The organism is Arthrobacter sp. D5-1, assembly GCF_017357425.1.
Lineage (GTDB): Bacteria > Actinomycetota > Actinomycetes > Actinomycetales > Micrococcaceae > Arthrobacter.
Window position 1 is genome coordinate 3,841,566 of record NZ_CP014571.1, and the last position, 21,184, is coordinate 3,862,749.

At 63.9% G+C, this 21,184-nt stretch carries 19 protein-coding genes; 9 read left to right on the forward strand and 10 right to left on the reverse strand.

The window, feature by feature from the left end; genetic code table 11:
- Nucleotides 1–2: 2 nt before the first annotated feature.
- From AYX22_RS17670 to AYX22_RS17680, 3 genes are read right to left on the reverse strand one after another with little or no spacing between them, the layout of a single operon-like run.
- Nucleotides 3–683: a CoA pyrophosphatase gene (locus tag AYX22_RS17670; RefSeq protein ID WP_207594564.1), complete on the reverse strand. Its 681-nt coding sequence runs from the start codon at nt 681–683 to the stop codon at nt 3–5.
- Nucleotides 680–1,474 carry an endonuclease III gene (gene nth, locus AYX22_RS17675; protein ID WP_207594566.1) on the reverse strand — a complete coding sequence of 265 codons (795 nt, stop codon included), beginning with the start codon at nt 1,472–1,474 and terminating at the stop codon, nt 680–682. Before nth ends, AYX22_RS17670 begins: the two co-directional genes overlap by 4 nt.
- A gap of 11 nt (nt 1,475–1,485) precedes the next feature.
- Nucleotides 1,486–2,820: a hypothetical protein gene (locus AYX22_RS17680; protein WP_207594568.1), complete on the reverse strand. Its 1,335-nt coding sequence runs from the start codon at nt 2,818–2,820 to the stop codon at nt 1,486–1,488.
- 471 nt (nt 2,821–3,291) lie between these two features.
- Between AYX22_RS17680 and acs the strand changes: the two genes are divergently transcribed.
- From acs to AYX22_RS17700, 4 genes are all read left to right on the forward strand, one after another.
- Nucleotides 3,292–5,331 (forward strand): acetate--CoA ligase, encoded by a 2,040-nt coding sequence (gene acs, locus AYX22_RS17685; RefSeq protein ID WP_207597638.1) that lies wholly within the window; start codon nt 3,292–3,294, stop codon nt 5,329–5,331.
- A 177-nt stretch (nt 5,332–5,508) separates the two neighbouring features.
- Entirely contained in the window at nt 5,509–6,297 is a 789-nt protein-coding gene (locus tag AYX22_RS17690) for a DeoR/GlpR family DNA-binding transcription regulator (protein ID WP_207594570.1), read from the forward strand.
- A gap of 99 nt (nt 6,298–6,396) precedes the next feature.
- The gene (locus AYX22_RS17695; RefSeq protein ID WP_207594572.1) at nt 6,397–7,185 is read left to right on the forward strand and encodes an ABC transporter ATP-binding protein; all 789 of its coding nucleotides are present in this window, start codon (nt 6,397–6,399) and stop codon (nt 7,183–7,185) included.
- Nucleotides 7,178–8,548 carry an FtsX-like permease family protein gene (locus tag AYX22_RS17700; RefSeq protein ID WP_242703392.1) on the forward strand — a complete coding sequence of 457 codons (1,371 nt, stop codon included), beginning with the start codon at nt 7,178–7,180 and terminating at the stop codon, nt 8,546–8,548. Before AYX22_RS17695 ends, AYX22_RS17700 begins: the two co-directional genes overlap by 8 nt.
- A gap of 32 nt (nt 8,549–8,580) precedes the next feature.
- On the opposite strand, the gene AYX22_RS17705 is transcribed toward AYX22_RS17700, so the two are convergent.
- Together AYX22_RS17705 and AYX22_RS17710 are read right to left on the reverse strand one after the other, a co-directional pair.
- Nucleotides 8,581–9,600 (reverse strand): LacI family DNA-binding transcriptional regulator, encoded by a 1,020-nt coding sequence (locus tag AYX22_RS17705; protein ID WP_207594574.1) that lies wholly within the window; start codon nt 9,598–9,600, stop codon nt 8,581–8,583.
- Nucleotides 9,601–9,614: 14 nt separating this feature from the next.
- Nucleotides 9,615–10,814 (reverse strand): Gfo/Idh/MocA family oxidoreductase, encoded by a 1,200-nt coding sequence (locus tag AYX22_RS17710; RefSeq protein WP_207594576.1) that lies wholly within the window; start codon nt 10,812–10,814, stop codon nt 9,615–9,617.
- Between the two features lie 300 nt (nt 10,815–11,114).
- Between AYX22_RS17710 and AYX22_RS17715 the strand changes: the two genes are divergently transcribed.
- The 4 genes from AYX22_RS17715 (at nt 11,115) to AYX22_RS17730 (ending at nt 16,629) form a co-directional block, all read left to right on the forward strand.
- The gene (locus AYX22_RS17715; RefSeq protein WP_207597640.1) at nt 11,115–11,990 is read left to right on the forward strand and encodes a sugar ABC transporter permease; all 876 of its coding nucleotides are present in this window, start codon (nt 11,115–11,117) and stop codon (nt 11,988–11,990) included.
- 26 nt (nt 11,991–12,016) lie between these two features.
- Nucleotides 12,017–12,919: a carbohydrate ABC transporter permease gene (locus tag AYX22_RS17720; RefSeq protein ID WP_207594578.1), complete on the forward strand. Its 903-nt coding sequence runs from the start codon at nt 12,017–12,019 to the stop codon at nt 12,917–12,919.
- A 30-nt stretch (nt 12,920–12,949) separates the two neighbouring features.
- Complete coding sequence (locus AYX22_RS17725; protein WP_207594580.1) at nt 12,950–14,290, forward strand: sugar ABC transporter substrate-binding protein; 1,341 nt, start codon at nt 12,950–12,952, stop codon at nt 14,288–14,290.
- 140 nt (nt 14,291–14,430) lie between these two features.
- Nucleotides 14,431–16,629 (forward strand): alpha-galactosidase, encoded by a 2,199-nt coding sequence (locus tag AYX22_RS17730; protein ID WP_207594583.1) that lies wholly within the window; start codon nt 14,431–14,433, stop codon nt 16,627–16,629.
- Between the two features lie 87 nt (nt 16,630–16,716).
- Here AYX22_RS17730 and aroQ read toward each other — a convergent pair whose 3' ends face one another.
- Complete coding sequence (aroQ, locus tag AYX22_RS17735) at nt 16,717–17,181, reverse strand: type II 3-dehydroquinate dehydratase (protein ID WP_207594585.1); 465 nt, start codon at nt 17,179–17,181, stop codon at nt 16,717–16,719.
- 94 nt (nt 17,182–17,275) lie between these two features.
- A complete protein-coding gene (locus tag AYX22_RS17740; RefSeq protein WP_207594587.1) occupies nt 17,276–18,460 on the reverse strand; it encodes a MarP family serine protease in 1,185 nt (394 codons plus the stop codon).
- 235 nt (nt 18,461–18,695) lie between these two features.
- On the opposite strand from AYX22_RS17740, the gene AYX22_RS17745 reads away from it, so the two are divergent.
- Nucleotides 18,696–19,373 (forward strand): Crp/Fnr family transcriptional regulator, encoded by a 678-nt coding sequence (locus AYX22_RS17745; RefSeq protein WP_011775987.1) that lies wholly within the window; start codon nt 18,696–18,698, stop codon nt 19,371–19,373.
- A 169-nt stretch (nt 19,374–19,542) separates the two neighbouring features.
- On the opposite strand, the gene AYX22_RS17750 is transcribed toward AYX22_RS17745, so the two are convergent.
- Genes AYX22_RS17750 through AYX22_RS17760 form a run of 3 tightly spaced genes read right to left on the reverse strand, consistent with a single transcriptional unit; the run spans nt 19,543 to nt 21,166 of the window.
- Nucleotides 19,543–20,454 (reverse strand): NUDIX hydrolase, encoded by a 912-nt coding sequence (locus AYX22_RS17750; RefSeq protein ID WP_207594589.1) that lies wholly within the window; start codon nt 20,452–20,454, stop codon nt 19,543–19,545.
- Nucleotides 20,455–20,471: 17 nt separating this feature from the next.
- A complete protein-coding gene (locus AYX22_RS17755; RefSeq protein WP_207594591.1) occupies nt 20,472–21,008 on the reverse strand; it encodes a RidA family protein in 537 nt (178 codons plus the stop codon).
- A gap of 2 nt (nt 21,009–21,010) precedes the next feature.
- A complete protein-coding gene (locus AYX22_RS17760) occupies nt 21,011–21,166 on the reverse strand; it encodes a DUF4177 domain-containing protein (RefSeq protein ID WP_011775990.1) in 156 nt (51 codons plus the stop codon).
- Between the last annotated feature and the right edge of the window lie 18 nt (nt 21,167–21,184).

The window sequence follows — 21,184 nt, forward strand, 5'->3', positions numbered from 1 at the left end:
CGTTACAGGAGATCGACGTCGCGGAGTTTTTCCGTGTCCCAGGGAACAGTCCAGCCGAGTTCATCAAAGAGCCCGCTCAGGACCATGCCTGTAAAGCCCCAGACCAGTACGCCGTTCACGGTGAAGCCGGGGCTGGTGTAAGTGCGTCCGAAACGGGAAATGGTGGCCGTGACCCGGTTGACGGGATCCAGGAGGTCGCGCACCGGCACCCTGAATACCTGCGCGGATTCGGCGTAGTCGACTACCCGGACCGGCGACGGCGCGTCCCACCAGCCCAGCACCGGTGTCACACGGAAATTACTGCGGATCAGTCCAAGCTCTGGGATGGTGCCGAGAACGCGGACACCGCTGGCGTCCAGCCCGGTTTCTTCCACGGCTTCCCGCAACGCCGCAGCCACCACCGACTCATCCTCCGGGTCCACCATGCCGCCGGGGAAGGCTACCTGCCCTGGATGGTCGTCGAGGGTGTGTGCCCGCTCCAGCAACAGGACGTCGAGGTCGGCCGGGGCTATGGGGCGCCCGGACTCAGCCGGCACGTCATCCAACACGCCAAAAAGCATGAGTACAGCAGCGGGCCGGTTGGTCTCCGGGATGACGGGAAGCCTCTCCCACAGGGCAGAGTGCTGCTGTTCGCCTGCTTCGAAGCGGGTCACCAGCGCCGACAATTCCTCTAGCGCGGTCACCCGGGCCTCCTTTGCGATTCCATACGGATTTCCGCGGCGCGGTGGGTCTCCGCCAAAAGCTGCTCCAGCAGTGCCTCATTGCCCGGGGCGAGCTCGTACTTCAGGAGCTTGGCTGCTTTGACCGGATCAGTCTCGCCGTCTCCGTAGCTGGGACAGAGACTGGCCACCGGGCAGGCACCGCATGCAGGTTTCCTGGCATGGCAGACCCTTCTACCGTGGAAGACCACCCGATGCGACAACATGGTCCAATCCTTGGGTTCGAACAGTTCCGCGACGTCGAACTCAATCTTCACGGGATCATCCGAGGCCGTCCATCCGAAGCGCCGTGCCAGTCGTCCGAAGTGCGTGTCCACGGTGATCCCGGGGACTCCAAAGGCATTTCCGAGGACCACGTTGGCCGTTTTCCGTCCGACGCCAGGCAGCGTCACCAGGTCCTCCAGCCTGCCCGGGACCTCGCCGTCGTACTCATCCACCAGCCTGTTGCTCAGTGCCAGGACGTTCCGCGCTTTTGCCCGGAAGAAGCCGGTGGGCTGAAGGATGGTCTCCAGTTCCACGGGATCAGCCTCCGCCATGGCCCGCGCATCCGGGTACCGGGCAAACAGGATCTTGGTGACCTGGTTGACCAACACATCGGTGGTCTGGGCTGACAGGACCGTGGCAACCACCAGTTCAAACGGGTTGCGGAAATCCAGCTCCGCATGCGCGTACGGATACTTTTCCGCCAGGACCCGGTTGATCTTGCGGGCCCGTCGTTTGAGTGCGAGCAGCGAACCAGCTTCAGCGATGGCCACGGGATCCCTGCTTAGCCGCGTTCGATGTTGCTGAGCTCCCGAAGAACCCCAACCTTGCCGTCGGTGTCCTGCACCAGGAATTCATGGCCCCGGTCCTCCAGCGCGAGCACCCAGCCACCGGGTTCGATGGTGAAGGCAGGAGCTCCCGAGCGTTCGTCGTACGCGGTCCTGGGCTGGGCCACAGCAAACCAGAATGCCTCATAGTGCGGGGAATCGGATTCTTCCGGACGGCTGGCCGGGTCCACGGTGGCACCGATCGAGTCGCTGACTCTCCGGGTGTCGCCGGAAACGATGGGAGTGGCCATGGTGGCAGCCCACGGCTGCTGGGCGGCAGGCTGCTGCGCTGCTGGTTGCGTGCCGTGCTGGGTAGTGGCAGGCTCAGCGGCCGCCGGGGACTCACCAGCTTCCGTCCCTGCCTCAGCACCCTTCTCAACCTCCTGCGCCGGAGTGGGCGCGGAAGACGGAGCATCCGATGCTGGGCTCGTTGCCGAACCAGCTGCTGAGGGGCTGCCCACGTCTGGCTTACTTTCAGTTGAAGGACGGCCGGCGGAAGACTGGCCTACCGGAGTGCTGCCTGTTGAGGCCACGTCCGCTGAATGCACGACGGCGGGAGCCTCCTTCGCGGCCGACGGTGCGGCTCCGTAGCTGGATGGCGGAGCGAACGGGCTGGAACCAGCGGCACCAGGACCTCCTGCAGCCGCCGTGGAGGCTGCGGGTTCCTTGGGCGCTTTGGGTGCTGCGGGCTTGCGGCTCGGCACAGCGGCTTCGCGGGCAACAACATGGGCCGGCGTTTCGGTGCGGCCCTTAAAATCAGCCGACAGCCACGGAAGGTGCGGAGCAAGGACCGTCGCGGCCAGGAGGCCCACGGAGCCGATCAGGCCCAGCAGGACGCCGCCGTTGAAGGAGTTGGCGATAGTCAGGAAGAAGAGCGGGAAAGCGAATGACGCAGTGACGGAAGCGAACTGGTCAACAGACAGCGAACCTACGCGAACGATGGTTCCCGGCTGCAATCTGCGGGCAACGAAAAGTGCCACCACAACCAACGGCAGAATGATGCCCAGCAGCAGGAAGAACAGGTTTCCAAGGTTCCAGAGGTTGTAACGCTCTCCGAACATGGGCAGCAGGGACGCGACGAACATCAGCAGCGTGGAGCCGAAGACCGTCAGGTCACGGATGGTGAACGGCCCTGCGACGGCGTCGTACTTGGTGGCGCCGTTCTTGGCAGCGTCGTTATTGGCGGCGTCAGGGTTCCCAGCAGCGTTGCCACCTGGTGTGGTGGCCGTTCCAGCCGTGGTGTCCGGTCCCGTCCGGGGTGAGTCGTGCGGGCCTGGGCTCAGCTGGTTCATCTATTTCTCCTTCGTACGGCGGCGTCTTGGGCAGTCCGGACAGGTGACCCCCGCAGGATTCCGCGGAAAACCGGCCACGCTCGAGGTGCGTCCCAAGACTTCTTCAGCCTATGCCACCCCACTGACAGGGTTCTAGCTGAAAACGGCCATCCGGCTTCGCCCACAGCAAACTCCAAGGTCCCTTACAGATAGTGACCGGCTTCGGCAGCGCATACTACGGCGGGAGGGGGGCCGCCGTCGTGCGTCATGTAAACGGTTCCCGGCCGCCGGTGCCGCCATTCGTCGCTAAATTTGCGCCGCTCACTGGCGCGTTTGTGACGACGCACACGTAGGACCTTTCAAAGCGATAGTGTTGATGGCGGACAGCACTCTGCGGACCTTTCGGGGAGACGTTCGACGCCGACGACGGCCCGGGCGGGAACCTCGCGGCAGGTTCCGCGCAGCAAAGATCGATGAATGATGAGGTTCACCATGTCCCAGGACACCACCGGATCCACGGCCACCGCTGCAGCTTCAACTGCTCAGAACGGGGCACACGTCGAGGCGCTTGAAAATCTCCTCCACGAGAACCGCAAGTTCGCGCCTTCCGCAGACTTCGCCGCGAACAGCGTGACAAACGCGGACGCCTATAAAGAGGCAGAAGCGGACCGTCCCGCGTTTTGGGCCAAGCAGGCCCGTGAGCTGTTGACCTGGGACAAGGACTTCACCGAGGCCTTGGATTGGTCCAACCCGCCGTTCGCCAAGTGGTTTGTCGGCGGCGAGATCAACGCTGCGTACAACGCGCTGGACCGCCATGTGGAGAATGGCTTGGGCGACCGGGTCGCCATTTACTTCGAAGGCGAACCCGGGGACACCCGGACCTACACCTATGCACAGCTGACCGAAGAGGTGAAGAAGGCCGCCAACGCCTTTGAGTCCCTCGGCGTGGCCAAGGGCGACCGCGTGGCTGTCTACCTGCCCATGATCCCCGAGGCCGTCATCACGCTCCTTGCCTGCGCCAGGATCGGGGCCGTGCACTCAGTGGTGTTCGGTGGCTTCTCCGCTGACGCGTTGCGCTCCCGGATCGAGGACGCCGAGGCCAAGCTGGTGGTCACCGCCGACGGCACCTACCGCCGAGGCAAGCCCAGCGCCCTGAAGCCCGCAGTGGACGAAGCCCTCTCCAAAGAAGGTCACACTGTCCAGAACGTTGTGGTGGTCAAGCGCAACGGCGAGGACGTCAACTGGGTGGAGGGCCGCGACCTCTGGTGGTCCGACACGGTTGATAAAGCCGACACCGAGCACACCGCCGTCGGGCATGACTCCGAGCACCCGCTGTTCATCCTCTACACCTCCGGTACCACCGGAAAGCCCAAGGGCATCCTGCACACCACCGGCGGCTACCTCACCCAGGGCGCCTACACCCACAAGGCCGTATTCGACCTCCACCCGGAAACGGATGTGTACTGGTGCACCGCAGACGTCGGATGGGTTACCGGCCACTCCTACGTCACCTACGCGCCGCTCATCAACGGCGCCACCCAGGTCATGTACGAAGGCACCCCCGATTCCCCTCACCAGGGCCGCTGGTGGGAAATCGTGGAGAAGTACAAGGTCTCCATCCTCTACACCGCGCCCACCGCAATCCGGACGTTCATGAAATGGGGCCGGGACATCCCGGACAAGTACGATCTCTCCTCCATCCGCGTCCTGGGCTCCGTGGGCGAATCCATCAACCCCGAAGCGTGGATGTGGTACCGCGACGTCATCGGTGCCAACGCCGGCAAGAACGGCGAAAAGAAGGAACACCCGGCACCGATCGTGGACACCTGGTGGCAGACCGAAACCGGCGCACAGATGATCGCCCCGCTTCCCGGCGTCACAGCCACCAAACCCGGCTCGGCCCAGGTCCCACTGCCCGGCATCGCCGTAGACGTAGTGGACGAAGCCGGCCAGCCAGTAGCCAACGGTGAAGGCGGCTACTTGGTTGTCCGCGAACCGTGGCCGTCCATGCTGCGAGGCATCTGGGGCGACCCCGAGCGCTTCAAGGACACCTACTGGTCCCGCTTCGAGGCCATGTACTTCGCCGGCGACGGTGCCAAGAAGGACGAGGACGGCGACGTCTGGCTCCTGGGCCGCGTGGACGACGTCATGAACGTCTCCGGCCACCGCCTGTCCACTACGGAGATCGAGTCCGCACTGGTCAGCCACCCGTCCGTGGCTGAAGCAGCCGTGGTGGGTGCCGCTGACGAGACCACCGGACAGGCCGTGGTGGCGTTCGTCATCCTTCGCGGTGACGCCGTGAACAACGGCGACGAAACCGTCCTGGAACTGCGCAACCACGTGGGCAAGGAAATCGGCCCGATCGCCAAGCCCAAGCAGCTGCTGATCGTCCCGGAACTTCCCAAGACCCGCTCCGGCAAGATCGTCCGACGCCTCCTGAAGGACATCGCAGAAGGTCGCGACACCGGTGACGCCACCACCCTGGCAGACCCCGGAATCATGACCCAGATCGCTGATTCGCTCCGCAAGTAAGTAGTGGACGACGGCGCCGCTCGCCTCCCAGGGTGAGCGGCGCCGTCGTGCGTTAATGCAGGTGCGTGACGCTTGAGTGAGGACGCCGCGACCCGATGAGCCGCCGGGCGGACGGGCCGCGTCCTAGACTGGAGCCAGACTCAGCCCCCTGTTTGACGAAGTTCCAGAAAGGCCCTGATGCTTCAGGCAGCACGCCACTCCGCCATCATCGACGCCGTCCAGCGTGAGCGCGTGGTCCGGGTCTCTGACCTCGCGCAATTGTTGGGGGTCTCCCCCATGACCGTCCGGCGGGACATCGAAGCACTGGAGGAATCCGGCCGCGTGGAACGTATCCATGGCGGAGCCAAGCTGCCCGGTGATGCAAGCACCCATGAACCGGGCTTTGAGCTGAAGTCCACGCAGCTTACCGCGGAGAAGCATGCCATTGCCGTCGAGGCTGCCTCGATGGTCCAAGAAGGCATGGCGATCGGACTCAGCGCCGGAACCACCACGTGGGCCCTTGCCCAGGAACTGGTCCACGGCCCCCGCATTACTGTGGTCACCAACTCCATCAGGATCGCCGACCTCTTTCATCACGGGTCCTCATCAGGGCCCGCCCGGTTCGGCTCCACAGTGATCCTGATCGGCGGCGAGCGCACACCGTCGGACGCGCTGGTGGGTCCCATTGCCACCTCTTCGCTCAAACAACTTCACCTGGACGTCCTGTTCCTGGGAGTCCACGGCATGGATGCCCAGGCCGGCTTCACCACCCCGAACCTGCTGGAAGCAGAAACTGACCGGGCCTTCATGACGTCCGCACGGAGCACCGTTGTGTTGGCCGACCACAGCAAGTGGGGCGTGGTGGGCATCGCTTCGATCGCCCAGTTGGAAGAGGCCGACGAGCTGATCACCGATTCGCTGCTGGGCGAGGACGCCCGACGCGTGCTGGCCGAGAATGTGGCCAAGTTGAAGATCGCCGGAGTCTAACCCAGCCACCTGCGTCTCATACCCCGGGTGGAGGCGTGGCCGCAGAGTTCAGCCGCGGGACTGACGCCGGCGGAGGTGCCCTTCGGGGAAGCTGGATTTATGAACGCCATCCTCCACGCCCAGCAACTCACCAAGCATTACCCCGGCAGCATTGCGCTGGACCACGTCGACTTCACCGCGAACTCCGGCGAATCCATCGCGATCATCGGACCCTCCGGGTCGGGCAAGACCACCCTGCTGCACTGCCTCGCCGGAATTTTGAGGCCCGACGCCGGTTCGATCACCTTGAACACGCCAACGGCACCTTTGCGCCTGGATACCCTGGACGACGCAGCGTTGTCCCGCCTGCGCAGGGAAGAGTTCGGCTTCGTGTTCCAGCAGGGCATGCTCCTCCCGGAACTGACCGCCGTGGAGAACGTTGCACTGGCGCTGATGCTCAACGGCACAGACCGCACAACCTCCGAGACCCGTGCCGCCGAATGGCTTGGAGCATTGGGGCTTGCAGGCATGGAGCAGCGCCGCTTGGGCGAGCTGTCCGGCGGACAGGTACAGCGTGTAGCCATCGCCCGGGCACAAGTCACGGGCGCCCGGGTTGTCTTCGCCGATGAGCCCACCGGCGCCTTGGACTCGACCACGTCCAATGAAGTCCTGGACGTCCTGCTTCGCTCGGTGGCAGCCAACGGTCGCACGTTGCTGGTAGTCACCCACGATCCCAACGTGGCAGCCCGATGCCAGCGCGTGGTCGAGTTGCGCGACGGCAGAATCGTGGCGGACAGCGGCGGAACCGCCCAGCCAGGGTCACCCGCTCAGCCGGGCACCACCCCCGCTGCACCGGTTGCCACGGCGGCACCGTCCACCCACAACTTCAAGGGTGCCTTCAATGTCTAGCCTCTCCATGGCCCTCAGGCTCACCCCGTACCTTGCGCGGAGCAACGGCAGCAGCCTCCGCGAAACAGGCCTCCGCGACGCCGGCCTGCCGGTCCTCGCTTTCGGAACCGTCACGGCCCTACTGCTCACTGTTGCCGGCGGCTCGCAGGTTTTCTGGTCCTGGTCCGACGACATCGCAGGCACTTACCAAGCGCTCGCCGTCGTCGCCATGGTCTTGCTCATCATCCCGCTCCTGACGCTGGGCGCCTCGGCCGCGCGACTGGCCGCCCGCCGTCGTGATGACCGCTTGGCTTCCTTGCGCCTGCTGGGCGCCAACAGCGCCACCGTGGTGTGGATGACCGTCATCGAGTCCACAGTGCTCGCGGCGGTGGGAGCGCTGGCGGGCGCGGGACTATACGCGTGCGTTGCACCGTTCCTCGGCCTGATCCAGTTCCGCGGCCAAGCCATAGGCGGCCATGCTTGGCTGTCCGTGCCCTCCATCCTCGGTTGCATCCTGGGCGTCTGCGTGCTGGCCGCTGCGAGCGCCGCCCTTGGACTGCGGAAAGTCGTGGTCACCCCGTTGGGCGTCAGGACCAGGCAAACGGCCGACGGCGCGCATTGGGTTCGCGGACTCATCGCCGCTGTCGTGGTGGTGGTCGGAGTCATCGCGATGGGGATGCTCAGCAGCTTTGGTGCGTACATCGTCATCATCGCGGTGATGGGCGGCTGCTTTGGCTTGGCACTGCTCGCCTTGAACCTGATGGGTCCTTGGATCCTGCGGTTGCGCGCGTCCTCGCAGCTCAAGCGGGCCAAGCGACCCGAGCAGCTGCTGGCCGCCCGGACAGTTCTGGAGAGCCCCAAGGAATCGTGGCGGCAAGTTGGGGGCGTCGCGATGACCAGCTTTGTGGGGGTGTTCGTGGGCGTCGGCATGGCAGTGGCCGACACCATGGGCGGCAGCGCCACGGATGAGACGGCGTTGTTGGTCCGGGACATCAACACCGGGGTAATGATCACCCTGTTGGGTTCATTCCTGATGGTGGCCTGCTCAGCCGGCGTGAACCAGGCGGCAGCAGTTCTTGACCGGGCGTCCACCTTGGTGGCCCTGGACCGGGTGGGCATGCCGCGCAAACTCATGGTCGCTGCGCGGGTCAAAGCCGTCATGTCCCCGCTGTTCCTGGTGGCCGGCATCTCTGCGGCTGCTGCGGCCGCGCTGGTCCTGCCGTTGACGGGCATGGTGTTGTTGACCCAGCCCGTGGTGTTCCTGACCATCGGCGGAGTGTTCGCCGCCGGTTTCCTGCTGGTCCGTCTGGCCGTCGCTGCCGGGACAGCGCAGATCAGCCAGGTGCTGGCCCGCCCGGAGCGTTACGCGAGCATGGACTCCTGACCCGGCCGTCCGCCGTCGCAACCTCCCGCGGGCTATTTGCAGCCGCAGGACTGTCGGATGATCAGCTCGGTGGGCAGGATGTGGTGCTGTGGTTCCTCGGCGCGGCCCTTGCCTACCAACGCACGAACGGCGGCTTCGGCCATCAGTTGGACCGGCTGCGCCACCGTAGTCAGTGCGGGCCAACTGTATTCGGAGTCCAACGACCCATCGAAGGACACCAGCGCCATGTCCTCGGGCACCCGGACTCCGGCCTCGTGGAAGGCCCGGAGGATGCCGATGGCCTGCATGTCGTTACTGGCAAAGATCGCAGTGGGCCGGTTGGCCATGGACAGGAATCGCTTGCCCACTTCGTAGCCGCCGGGCCGGGTGAACGGACTGTGCAGCATAGGGCCATCCGGCAGGCCCGCTTCACGCAGCGTGGCCAGCCAGCCAACTTCGCGTCCGTCCAGTTGATTGCCGGTGTTGGTGCCGATGGCCAGGCCGATGTTCGTGTGTCCATGGCCTATCAGGTGCTGGACAGCGGCACGGCCGCCAGCTTCCAAGTCCACGCCAACGCTGGCGAAACCCGGCGGGGATCCTGCGTTGTTCAAGAGGACTGACGGGATTTCCGAGGCCTCCAACTCCGTGACGTCAGGGTCGAACACACAGCTGGCCAGAAACACGCCGTCCACCTGGCGTGCGGCCAGGGTCCGGATATTCTTCCGCTCGCGGGTCAGGCTGCCATCCGAGTTGGTGAGAACCATGCCGTAGCCCAAGTCCGATGCCGCTTCTTCCACGGCATGGGCCAGATGCGTGAAGAACGGGTTGGTGTTGTCCGGCACCACAACGCCGATTGTCTCGCTGGAACCGAGCTTCAGCGCCCGCGCCGCAGCGTTGGGCCGGTACCCCAGCACACGGATGGCATCACGCACTTTGGCTTCCGTGGCGGGGGCAACGTTCTTGGGCCCACCGTTCACCACATAACTCACGACGGCGGTACTCACCCCGGCGTACCGGGCCACGTCTTTGCGTGTAACCGGGCCGCGCGGGGTTTGTACTGCTGTTGTTGTCATGAGGTAAATGCTAGCTACTCCACAGGAGCATCACCGAAGTCGCGGATGGGGAGCCGTTCCCCATCACGAAGTGCGGATTCGTGGGCGACGATCCCGGGGAGGGTGAAGCGGGCCGCCACCCAGGCGTTGACCGGTGGAAGCGTCCGGTTGTTCACCGCCGTCACAAAGTCGTCCACCAGGAATTGGTGGCTGCCTTCGTGCCCGTTGGGTGCGCCCAGGAACTCGTCGGGCAAACGGGACTGATCGTGAACCGGCGCAAGGCCTGAGATGAAGGCGTCGCGCAGTTCCGGCGCCACGTCTGCCAGGGAGGGATCATCGGCGGACATGGTCGGTTTGGTTTCCACCTGCTCGGATACGTCCTGCACGGAAGACTTGTCCTGCCACACGGTGGTGGTGGCGAGTTGTTCAAAGCTGGCCTCCGTGCCAAAGAAACGGAAGCGTGATTCCCGGATGTGCGAGGGGTAGCCGACGCGGCGCATCTCATTGGTGCGCATCGCGCCGCCGTCGTTCATTTCGAACAGCGCCGTGGCGTTGGAAAAGTCGTTGGCGAACATGCTGACTTCCTTGTCGAAGACACCGTCGCCGCGCTGGTCCTTCACTCCGATGCAGCTGACACTGACCGCGTGTCCGGGAACAGCGCCAAGGACACCGCCGATTGCGTGGGTCGGGTAGAGCATGGGCGGGTAGCTGGCAGTTTCCTTCCAATGCTCTCCGCCGCTGTACTGGTAGGCCTCGTAGAATCCCAGGTCCATGTCGTGGACGTAGTCGCCCTCGGTATAGAAGATCCTGCCAAATTTGCCGGCGGCGTGCTGCTGGCGGGCGAACACCGTGGCGGGGTTGTAGTAGCTGGTCTCCCCCATCGCATACACAAGCTTGGTCTCCCGTACGGCTTCGATGATCCGGGCGATTTCTTCTTCGGAAATGGCCATCGGCACGGCTGAATAGACGTGCTTTCCAGCGCGCAGGGCACGCTCGACCAAGGGCCCGTGGGTCCACCGCTGCGTGAAGATGGCAACAGCATCGACGTCGGACTCCAACAACTCCTCAAAGCTGCCCTTGACGCCGTCCAGGCCCCAGCGTTCCTGGGCTGCAGCTGCACGTTCGGGGAGTTCATCCACTGCGTAAACCGCACTGACGCCCGGGTGGAGCTTGAACAAGTGCGCGAACTGGCTGCCGAACTGCCCGACACCCACAACACCGATCGAAAACGTCATTGTTTGCCTTTCCTGAAGCTGCAGGCGCAGCTTGCGAAGCGTCCCTTTTTGGGTTCCACATGAGTCTTCCATCACGATCTACACGAGTCAACAAAAGAAACAGATTCGAACAATTTTCACCAAAATTTCCAGTCATGTCTTGCGCTTGCCAAATCTACTCGTGTAGATTCGCCTCCAGTTGTTACCCACATCACAGTCAGGAAAGGGTCGACGATGACCACGCTAACCAAGCAACCCGGGAAGGCTTCGGGGCGTTCCGGAGACAGCCACGGGCGCAAGCTCCAACCTGCCAAACGCAGCATGACCAGCCGCCTCGGCGACCTGAAAATCGCTCTCTTCTTCATCTTCCCGGCCGTGATCGGCTTCGTAGCTTTCTTCCTGGTCCCCACCATCCGCGGCATTTACCTCAGCTTCACGGAATACAGCATCCTGGGTGAACCCACCTGGATCGGGATCAAGAACTACACCGCGATCTTCGCCGATGAACTGTTCTGGAACGCCATGGGGGTCACCCTCCAGTACGTCGGCCTCAACATCGGATTCCAGACCGTCATTGCCTTGGGGCTGGCCTTGCTGATGCACCGGGTTGCCAAATCCACGTTCGTCCGCGGGGCACTGTTGCTCCCCTTCTTGGTGGCCAACGTCATCGTCGCCCTCCTTTGGTTCTGGATGCTTGACTACCAGCTGGGCATCGTCAATGAAGTCATGAGCTGGGTGGGACTTCCCCGCGTCGCCTTCTTCGGCAGCGAACAATGGGCCATCCCCACCATCGCGTTCGTGAACGTGTGGCGGCACATGGGCTACACCGCGCTCCTGATTTTCGCCGGGCTGCAATCCATCCCCAACCACCTCTATGAGGTTGCAAACCTCGACGGCGCGTCCCCCACCAGGACGTTCTGGAGCGTCACCATGCCGCTGCTCCGCCCCGTGTTGGTGTTGGTGTTGGTAGTCACCGTGATCGGTTCCTTCCAGGTGTTCGACACTGTGGCCGTCACCACCAACGGTGGCCCCGTCAACGCCTCCCGCGTGATCCAGATGTACATCTACCAAAAAGCCTTCGGCGAGTCCGACTTCGGCTACGCCTCCGCCCTGTCCGTCATCCTCTTCGTCATTCTCGCCCTGGTGGCCTTCGTGCAAATGAAGTTCCTCAAGGGCAATGAATCGGACCTGGACTAAGCCGGATGTGGACTAAGGAAACCGCCATGACTACCTCAACCATTTCGCGTAAGAAGCCCCTCAACTGGCGCCGGATCGGCGCGTGGGTGCTGGTCGCCGTCGCCCTCGCCATCACCATCGCACCGTTCCTGTGGATGCTGCGGACGGCATTGTCGAGCAACAGCGCGCTGGCCTCCAACGCCGGAAACCTCCTGCCGGCCGATTTCAGCTGGGGCGCGTTCAAACGCGTACTTGGCCTGCAAACCACCGAAGAAGCGATAGCCGACGGCGGCTCAGGTGCGGCCATCAACTTCTGGCTTTACCTGCGCAACTCCATCATCTTCGCCACCATCACCACGGCCGGCCAGGTGTTCTTCAGCGCGATGGCCGCCTACGCCTTCGCACGGTTGCGATGGCCAGGCCGGAACAAAGTGTTCGCCATTTTCCTGACCACCATGATGGTTCCCCCGATCTTCACTGCCCTGCCCAACTTCCTGATGATCAAGAACCTCGGGCTGCTGAACACCATGGCCGGAATGTCCCTGCCGTTCCTGTTCATGACGCCCTTCGCCATCTTCTTCCTGCGGCAGTTCTTCCTGAGCATGTCCCGCGAGGTGGAGGAAGCGGCAATGCTCGACGGCGCCAAGCACCTGCGTATTTTCTTCCAGATTGTGCTTCCCAACGCCGCCGCCCCCATCGCCACCCTGGCGCTGCTGACCTTCATCGGTCAATGGAACGAATACTTCTGGCCACTGCTGGTGGGCCAGGACGAGAACGTCCGCGTGCTCACCGTGGGTCTGAGCGTCTTCAAATCGCAGTCCCCGCAAGGCGCCCTGGACTGGTCCGGGCTCATGGCCGGGACCCTCGTGGCTGCGCTGCCGATCTTCCTGCTGTTCATCGCCTTCGGCAAGAAGGTAGTCAACTCCATCGGATTCTCCGGAATCAAGTAACCCCTCTGTAAAACCCCCGAAAGGTTCGCTATGAAGAAAACCCTCGGCGTCGCCGCTGCTGCCGCCGCCATCGCCCTGACCCTGTCCGCCTGTGGCGGTTCCTCCCCTGCTTCCACCGATGCCAAGGGTGAGATCAACTATTGGCTCTGGGACGCCAACCAACTCCCGGCGTACCAGCAATGCGCGGACGATTTCACCAAGGCCAACCCGGACATCAAGGTCAAGATCACCCAGCGCGGGTGGGACGACTACTGGACCACCCTGACCAATGGCTTCGTGGCCGGAACAGCACCTGACGTCTTTACCAACCACCTCTCCAAATACCCCGAGTACGCAGCCAAGAAGCAGTTGCTCTCCCTGGATGAGGCTGTGGAGAAGGACGGCATCAAGCTGGACGCGTACACCAAGGGACTTGCGGAGCTTTGGGTAGGCCAGGATGGCAAGCGCTACGGCCTTCCGAAGGACTGGGACACCGTGGGCCTGTTCTACAACAAGGCCATGACTGACGCCGCCGGAATCACTGCGGAGCAAATGGCTTCGCTTGATTGGAACCCGAAGGATGGCGGCAGCTACGAGAAGACCATCGCCAGGCTGACCGTGGACAAGAACGGCAAGCGTGGCGACGAGGCAGGCTTCGATAAGAACAACGTCGCTACCTACGGGCTGGGCCTGACGGGCAGCGGCTCGGGCCAGGGCCAGACCGAGTGGAGCTTCCTCACCGCCACCACCGGCTGGACCGCAACCGACAAGAACCCGTGGGGCAGCAAGTTCAACTACGACGACCCCCGCTTCCAGGAGACCATCGCTTGGTGGGCCGGCTTGGTGGACAAGGGGTACATGCCCAAGCTGGAGACCACGGTGGGTGCCAGCATGCCGGACAGCTTCGGCGCTGGAAAGTCCGCGATCAACACCAACGGTGACTGGTTGATCGGCCAGTACCAGACCTACAAGGGCATCGAGACTGCCTTCGCCCCCACCCCCAAGGGCCCCAACGGCGAGCGCGCTTCCATGTTCAACGGCTTGGCCGACTCCATTTGGGCCGGCACCAAGAACCCGGGCGCCAGCATCAAGTGGGTCGAGTACCTCGGCTCCTCCGCTTGCCAGGACGTAGTGGCCAGCAAGGCTGTGGTTTTCCCGGCCCTTACCAGCTCCTCCGAGATTGCCGCCAAGGCCTTCGCTGACAAGGGCACCGACGTCTCAGCCTTCACCACCCATGTCAAGGACGGCACCACGTTCCTCTTTCCCATCGCAGACAAGGCGGCCAAGGTTGACGGCATCATGAAGCCGGCCATGGATGCAGTGCTGTCCGGCAAGAAGCCCGCGTCCTCATTGACCGAAGCGAACAACCAGGTCAACAACCTCTTCAAATAGCCCCACCCCGTTCCAATCCCACACCCGTTGTAACCCCACCCGTTGTGTGGCCCGCTCTGCACGCTATTTCCCTCGCGAAGCGTGTAGAGCGGGCCCCGCAACACCCCTCCCGAACCCGAAACTGAAAGTGACCCACCTTTATGCAACCGCTCCACCTCCGTTCCGCAGGTATCAGCCTGGTGATCAGCACCCACCGTGGAGAGGCCGAGATATCCCACTGGGGAGCAGATTTGGGCGACACCCTTCCGGACCTGGCCATCCTCAACGAGCCCATCCCACCGTCCTCGATCGACGCCAACGTCTCCGCCGGCCTCCTCCCCCAGGCTTCCTCGGCGTGGCAGGGCAGGCCCGGACTCCGTGGCCACCGCATCACCGACGGCGTCCCCGGCTTTGATTTCTCCGTTCGCCTGCGCGTGGTGAGCGCGACGACGGACGGCAGCACCGCGGGCGGGTCCACCGCCGTCGTGGTTCAGTCAGATCCCGACGCCGGAATCACCGTCACGTCCAACCTCACCCTGCACCCGGGCGGACTGCTCGAACTGAAGCACACTGTGAGGAACGACGGCACCTCGCCTTACCAGGTGGACGAGTTGGCGACGATGCTCCCGGTGGCGCCGGACGCCGTCGAACTTTTGGATTTGACCGGCCGCTGGTGCCGTGAACGTCACCCGCAGCGCAGGTCCATCCAGCAGGGAACATGGGTCCGCACCGGGCGGCACGGCCGCACCGGGCACGACTCTTCACTCCTGCTGGCTGCCGGAACATCCGGCTTCGGCAACAGGCACGGCAAGGTGTGGGCCACGCATTTGGCATGGAGCGGCAACCACGAGGAATTCGCGGACAACGTTGCTGATGGGCGCACCGTGATAGGTGGCTCCGAGCTGCTGGGACCGGCTGAAGTGGTCCTGCAACCCGGTGAAGGTTACACCACCCCTGCCCTGTTCGCGGCGTACTCAGACCGCGGCCTGGATGGCATCAGCGAGGCGTTCTACAGCTGGTTCCGCTCGCGGCCGCACCATGTGGGCGCGCTTTCGGGCAAGCCCCGCCCAGTAGTCCTCAACACCTGGGAAGCGGTCTACTTCGACCACAACCTGGACACCCTGATGGAGCTGGCCGAGTCCGCTGCCGACCTTGGCGTGGAGCGGTTCGTGCTCGACGACGGCTGGTTCCGCGGGCGCCGCGACGACCACGCCGGGCTGGGCGACTGGTACGTGGACGAGACTGTGTGGCCCCACGGGCTGACGCCGTTGATTGACGCCGTGACCTCGCGCGGCATGGAGTTTGGCCTCTGGGTGGAACCAGAAATGATCAACCTCGACTCCGACATCGCCCGGGCGCATCCGGAATGGCTCGTAGGCCCCTCTGCCGCTTCCCACAAGGACGGCGGCAGGCTGCCGCTGGAGTGGCGGCAGCAGCACGTGATCGACCTCGTGAATCCGGACGCGTGGCAGTACATTTTCGAGCGCATGGACACTTTGCTGCGCGAGAATGACATCAGCTATCTCAAGTGGGACCAGAACCGGGACCTCGTGGAGCACGGGCATGCAGGCCGGGCCTCCGTTCACGAACAGACCTTGGCTGCGTACCGGCTCTTCGACGCGCTCCGTGCGGCCCACCCGGGGGTGGAGATCGAGAGTTGCTCCTCCGGTGGCGCGCGGGTTGACCTCGGGATCCTTGAGCGGACGGACCGCATCTGGGCTTCGGACTGCAACGACGCCCTGGAACGCCAAACCATCCAACGCTGGACCGGCATGGTGGTTCCGCCGGAGCTGGTGGGTGGGCACATTGGTCCTACGACGTCGCACACCACGGGGCGGACGCACGACCTCTCCTTCCGTGCCATCACCGCATTGTTTGGGCATTTCGGCATGGAGTGGGACGTCCGGTCCGTCACCGGGGCGGAACGCGGGGAACTCAAGCGGTTCATCGGCCTCTACAAGGACCACCGCGGCCTCATCCACAGTGGACGAATGGTGCGCGCCGATGTGCAGGACGAGTCGCTGATGCTGCATGGCGTCGTGGCAGACGAGTCCGACGCCGACACCCCGGTGGGCGACACTGCGGCGCTGTTCGCTGTGGTGAAGACCCGGACAGGATTCGCTGAGCAGACCGGGCGGGTGGTGGTTCCGGGGCTCGATCCTGCGCGGTCGTACCGTGTAGAGGCGATCTTCCCCTCCCCAGGGGACGCCGACTACGGGCACACGTTCATTGAGGCAACACCTGCGCCATGGCTGGCATCCGGAGCAGAAGCAACGGGACTGTTCCTGGGCGAAGTGGGCCTCCCCATGCCGGTCTTGAACCCTGAGCACGCCATCCTGCTGCGGTTCACGGCCCTCTGACCCTCTCTCACATCCCTAGGGCTTCCCGGGAACCCTCTCTCACATCCCTAGGGCTTCCCGGGAACCCTCTCTCACCAAAAGCGTGGTTTAGACGGCGTCCGCCAAGTAGTCGATAGCCAGCTTGTAGCCAAGGACTCCTGCGCCCACGATGATTGCGCTGCAAACACCAGACAGGTACGAGTGGTGACGGAACTCTTCGCGCTGGTGGACGTTGGTGATGTGGACTTCGACGGCGGGTAGCTGCACTGCGGCCAGGGCGTCACGAAGTGCGACTGATGTATGCGTGTAGGCGCCGGCGTTGATCACTATCCCGACAGCGGTGCCGCGCGCCGAGTGGATGGCGTCGAGCAGGTCACCTTCGTGGTTCGACTGCACACAGTCAACAGTGAAGCCATGGGCGGCAGCCGCCGACATGGCGAGTTGCTCGACGTCCGCGAGTGTTGACGTTCCGTACTTCTCTGGCTCGCGGGTGCCAAGAAGGTTGAGGTTGGGTCCATTGATGACAAGGATGGTGCCGCGACCGGCTTCGGTGGCGGGGGTGGCTTCAGTCATGGCTCCCAATCTATAGCGGCCCGGGAACGCAGGGTAAATATGCCCGCTCCATGAGCGGTGGCAGCCCGAAAACACCCACGATGCGGGAGGGCCCCTACTTACGCGTGCATTGACCTGGCGATACGGGGCTGTTGAGTCCCGGGGCCTGCGCTGCCACAGGCGACAGGTCTGCCATGGTGAGGGCAAAGCCGAGGGCGGCATCGGTGGTGGTCTTGGCGAAGATCAACCCGGCCACCTCGCCCTGCATGGTCAGCAGCGGACCGCCGGAGTTCCCCGGCTGGACGTCACCGGCCAGCTTGTAGACGAGCTCCGGAGAGGGATTGTCGCCGTAGATGTCCGGGACAATGATGGTCGAAATTCCTTGGACGGTTGCGGGCTTCGATTGGAAGGGACCGCCGTGCGGGTACCCGGCAAAGGCCGCAGGGCTGCCTTCGGGCAGGTCGACACTCATCGGCAGTGGACTGGACTGCAGGCCGTCCACGGCCAGGACTGCGATGTCCCGCTGGGGGTCGAAGTACACCACCCGACCCGGCAACGCACCGCCGTCGGGAACTTCCACCACCGGCTGCGACACGCCCGCCACAACGTGTGCGTTGGTCACGACGCGCCCGGGCGATACGACGAATCCGGAACCCGTCTGGTTCTGGCCACATTCAAACGCTGTACCCGCGATCTTGAGGACGGACTCTGCAGCCTGGTTAAGGGCAGGAGTGTCCGTTGAGGCATTGGGGACGGGGACCGGAGTCACGGGGCCGATGCCCTCGATGAGCTTAGGGATGCCGTCGCCGATCACCGTGGACCGCAACTGCGCCATGGTGCTCTTGACGGGCGTTGGAGTGATGGTGTCGATGTAGCGGATCACGCGGGAGCCGGCCAGTTGCTGCGAAACAAAGGGCACACCCAGCGAACTGATGCTGAACGCCAGCATGGACATGACCAGCGCCGCCACCACCACGCTCACCACGCCACCGATCAACCGGTCAACGGCGTGCAGCGGCTTGATCCGCACGGCGTGGCGGATTTTGCGCCCGATCATGGTTCCCAGCCCATGACCCAAAGCAATAAGCACGACGGCGGCACCCACCGTGGCGGTCAGCCTCCAGCCGCTGTCCGTCACCCAGCCACTCACGAGCGGCACGGCAACGAACGCAGCGATGGCGCCGACCACAAATCCTGCAATTCCACCCAGCGTGACCATAAAGCCGTTGCGCAGGCCATAGATCAGGTAGGACAGCAGCATCAAGATCAATGCCAAATCCAATATCGTCAAGCCAAACACCAATGCTCCTCATAGCCGGGTAGCGCCAATTGTAGTTGTGGACCCTGACAACCAACCGTTAGTCACATCACCCGCAGCAGCCACCAAAAGCCGGTTCGGGGCAGCCATTTGCGGTGTTCCGTGGCCGAAATCCGCGTCGTTTCAGCGTTTCACGTGCCAAGTACGTCACAGAAGCCTAAAAATTCTGAAACAATGGCCTGAGCGCCACGACCGAAACTTATATTCAGGAGATTTCATGGACATCGAGGTATTGCGCCGCGCACCCCTCTTCGCCACCCTTGACGACGACGCATTCCGCTTGCTGACGGACGAACTCACCGAGGTGGACCTTTCACGTGGGGCTTCGGTGTTCCGCGAAGGCGACCAGGGTGACCAGCTCTACTTCATCGTTTCCGGCAAGGTGAAGCTCGGCCGCACCTCCCCCGATGGCCGCGAGTCCCTGCTGGCCATCCTCGGCCCGGGCGAGCTCTTCGGCGAAATGGCGTTGTTCGACCCCAGCCCGCGTACCGCCACGGCGACCGCCGTTTCTGAGACCCGCCTGGCCGGCCTCAAGAACGAGAGCCTTAACGCACTGCTCCGCACGCGTCCCGAGGTTTCCGCGCAGCTGCTGCAGGCCCTGGCCCGCCGCCTCCGCCGCACCAACGACTCCCTGTCCGACCTCGTCTTCTCGGACGTTCCGGGCCGCGTGGCCAAGGCCCTGCTGGACCTGGCCGACCGCTTCGGCCGTCCGGCGACCGACGGCGTTCTGGTGGCACACGAGCTCACGCAGGAAGAACTGGCCCAGTTGGTTGGCGCTTCCCGCGAAACCGTCAACAAGGCACTGGCCGAGTTCGTTCAGCGCGGCTGGCTCCGTCTGGAAGCCCGCGCCGTCGTGATCCTGGACATGCAGCGACTCCGTCAGCGTTCACGCTAAACGCCTCAGCTCAAAAGCCGCCCCGGTCGTAACCGGGGCGGCTTTTTTTGGTTGAAAGTGAGAGAGGGTCCGGCTCAAGCCCTAGGGACGTGAGAGAAGGTCCGGCTCAAGCCCGAGGGATGTGAGAGAGGGACCCGCTCAAGCCCGAGGGATGTGAGAGAGGGTCCTGCTAGCGTTCGCGCTGGGGCTCTCCGGCGACGGTACGGGCGGCTTCGACCTCGAGCATCAGGATTCCGCCCTCGTCGATGAGCTTCGCCTGGTACACGTGTGCTTTGCGTTTGTAGCTCAGGTAGGCGATGCACCCATTGGAGGCCGCCATTTTCTCGAGCATGATTTCGGACCCGGGAACCAAAAGCTGACCCAGGGTGAGGCCCACAGTATTCGGCTGGCCAATCTCATCTCCGAGCGCCGGGGTGTCCCTGAGGGCAATCGCTTCGGCGGCCGTAACCCAGCGCCCCCATACGCCTTTGCTTCCCAGGATGCTGGGTTGCTGGTTCACGGGGACCGTTGCGGCAAAGTATCGCGTGTTGAAGCGGGTATGGGCAAAATCCGGGCTGAGCCAATTCACCAAGGGCTTCAACAGATCCGTCCGGAGGGAGAGCCCGCGCTTGGAGAGCATCTCCGTGAAGGACTTTTCCTGGGCCGCCACGGCTTCACGGGCCCGCATCCAATCGACCGTCGAGTTGGCCTCAACGGTGGAGGAAGCATCCGGTCCGGCGAGCAGCACGCCGGTTTCTTCGAAGAGTTCGCGGATGGCGCCCACCACGTGACGGCGGGCGAGTCCGACGTCGTCCGTTCCCATGTGCTCAGCCCACTGCTGCGGCGTGGGGCCTACCCACCCGACGGGATCGTCGTCGGACGCGTCCAGGGAGCCGCCCGGGAACGCGACAACACCCAACGGCGAGGATCCCGGCCTGTAACCAAGCCAGGTCTCCAAACCGGTGGGCGAGTCGCGCAAGAGCACAACGGACGATGCGTAGCGGGCGGCCCTGGGGGTCCGCTCGCCGAGCTCAAGCCAGTTTCGTGCTGCCCCTTCGAGTTCGGGAGGCAGTACAAACAGGCGACGGGCAAGCTGCGGCAATTGGGTGAACCGGTTCCTTAGCTGAATTCAGCGATGAGCTCGACTTCAACAGGAGAGTCGAGCGGCAGGACAGAAACGCCGACGGCGGAGCGTGCGTGCTTGCCCGCGTCGCCAAGGACCTGGCCGAGGAGTTCGGACGCGCCGTTGATGACGCCAGGCTGGCCGGTGAACGTCGGTTCGGAGGAGACGAAGCCGACGACCTTCACGATGCGGGTGATGCGGTCGAGGTCGCCGATGACGCTCTTGACTGCCGCCAGGGCGTTAATGGCGCAGACGGCGGCGTAGCGCTTGGCGTCTTCGGGATCAACGGTGGGTTCGTCGGATGTGCCCAACTCGCCGAGGGAGACCTTGCCCGTAGCTTCGAGTTTGCCGTTAATAAAGGGCAGCTGTCCGGACGTGTAAACGTAGTTGCCGGAGACGATGGCCGGGACGTAGTCCGCAACGGGTGCGGCGACCTCGGGGAGGGTCAAACCGAGCTCGGCCAGGCGCTGCTCGACAGCCGACGTGGGTGCGCCGGATTCCGCGGGAGACGTGGTTTCTGCGGGGGTGGTCATGGTTACTGCTTCTCCCTCTTCAGGTATGCAACAAGGCCTTTGCCATCGGGGCCACCGACGACCTGGACAAGCTCCCAGCCGTCTTCGCCCCACTGGTCCAGGATCTGCTTAGTGGCGTGAATAATGAGCGGAATCGTGGCGTACTCCCATTTGGTCATGACAGAAAGCCTAGCCCT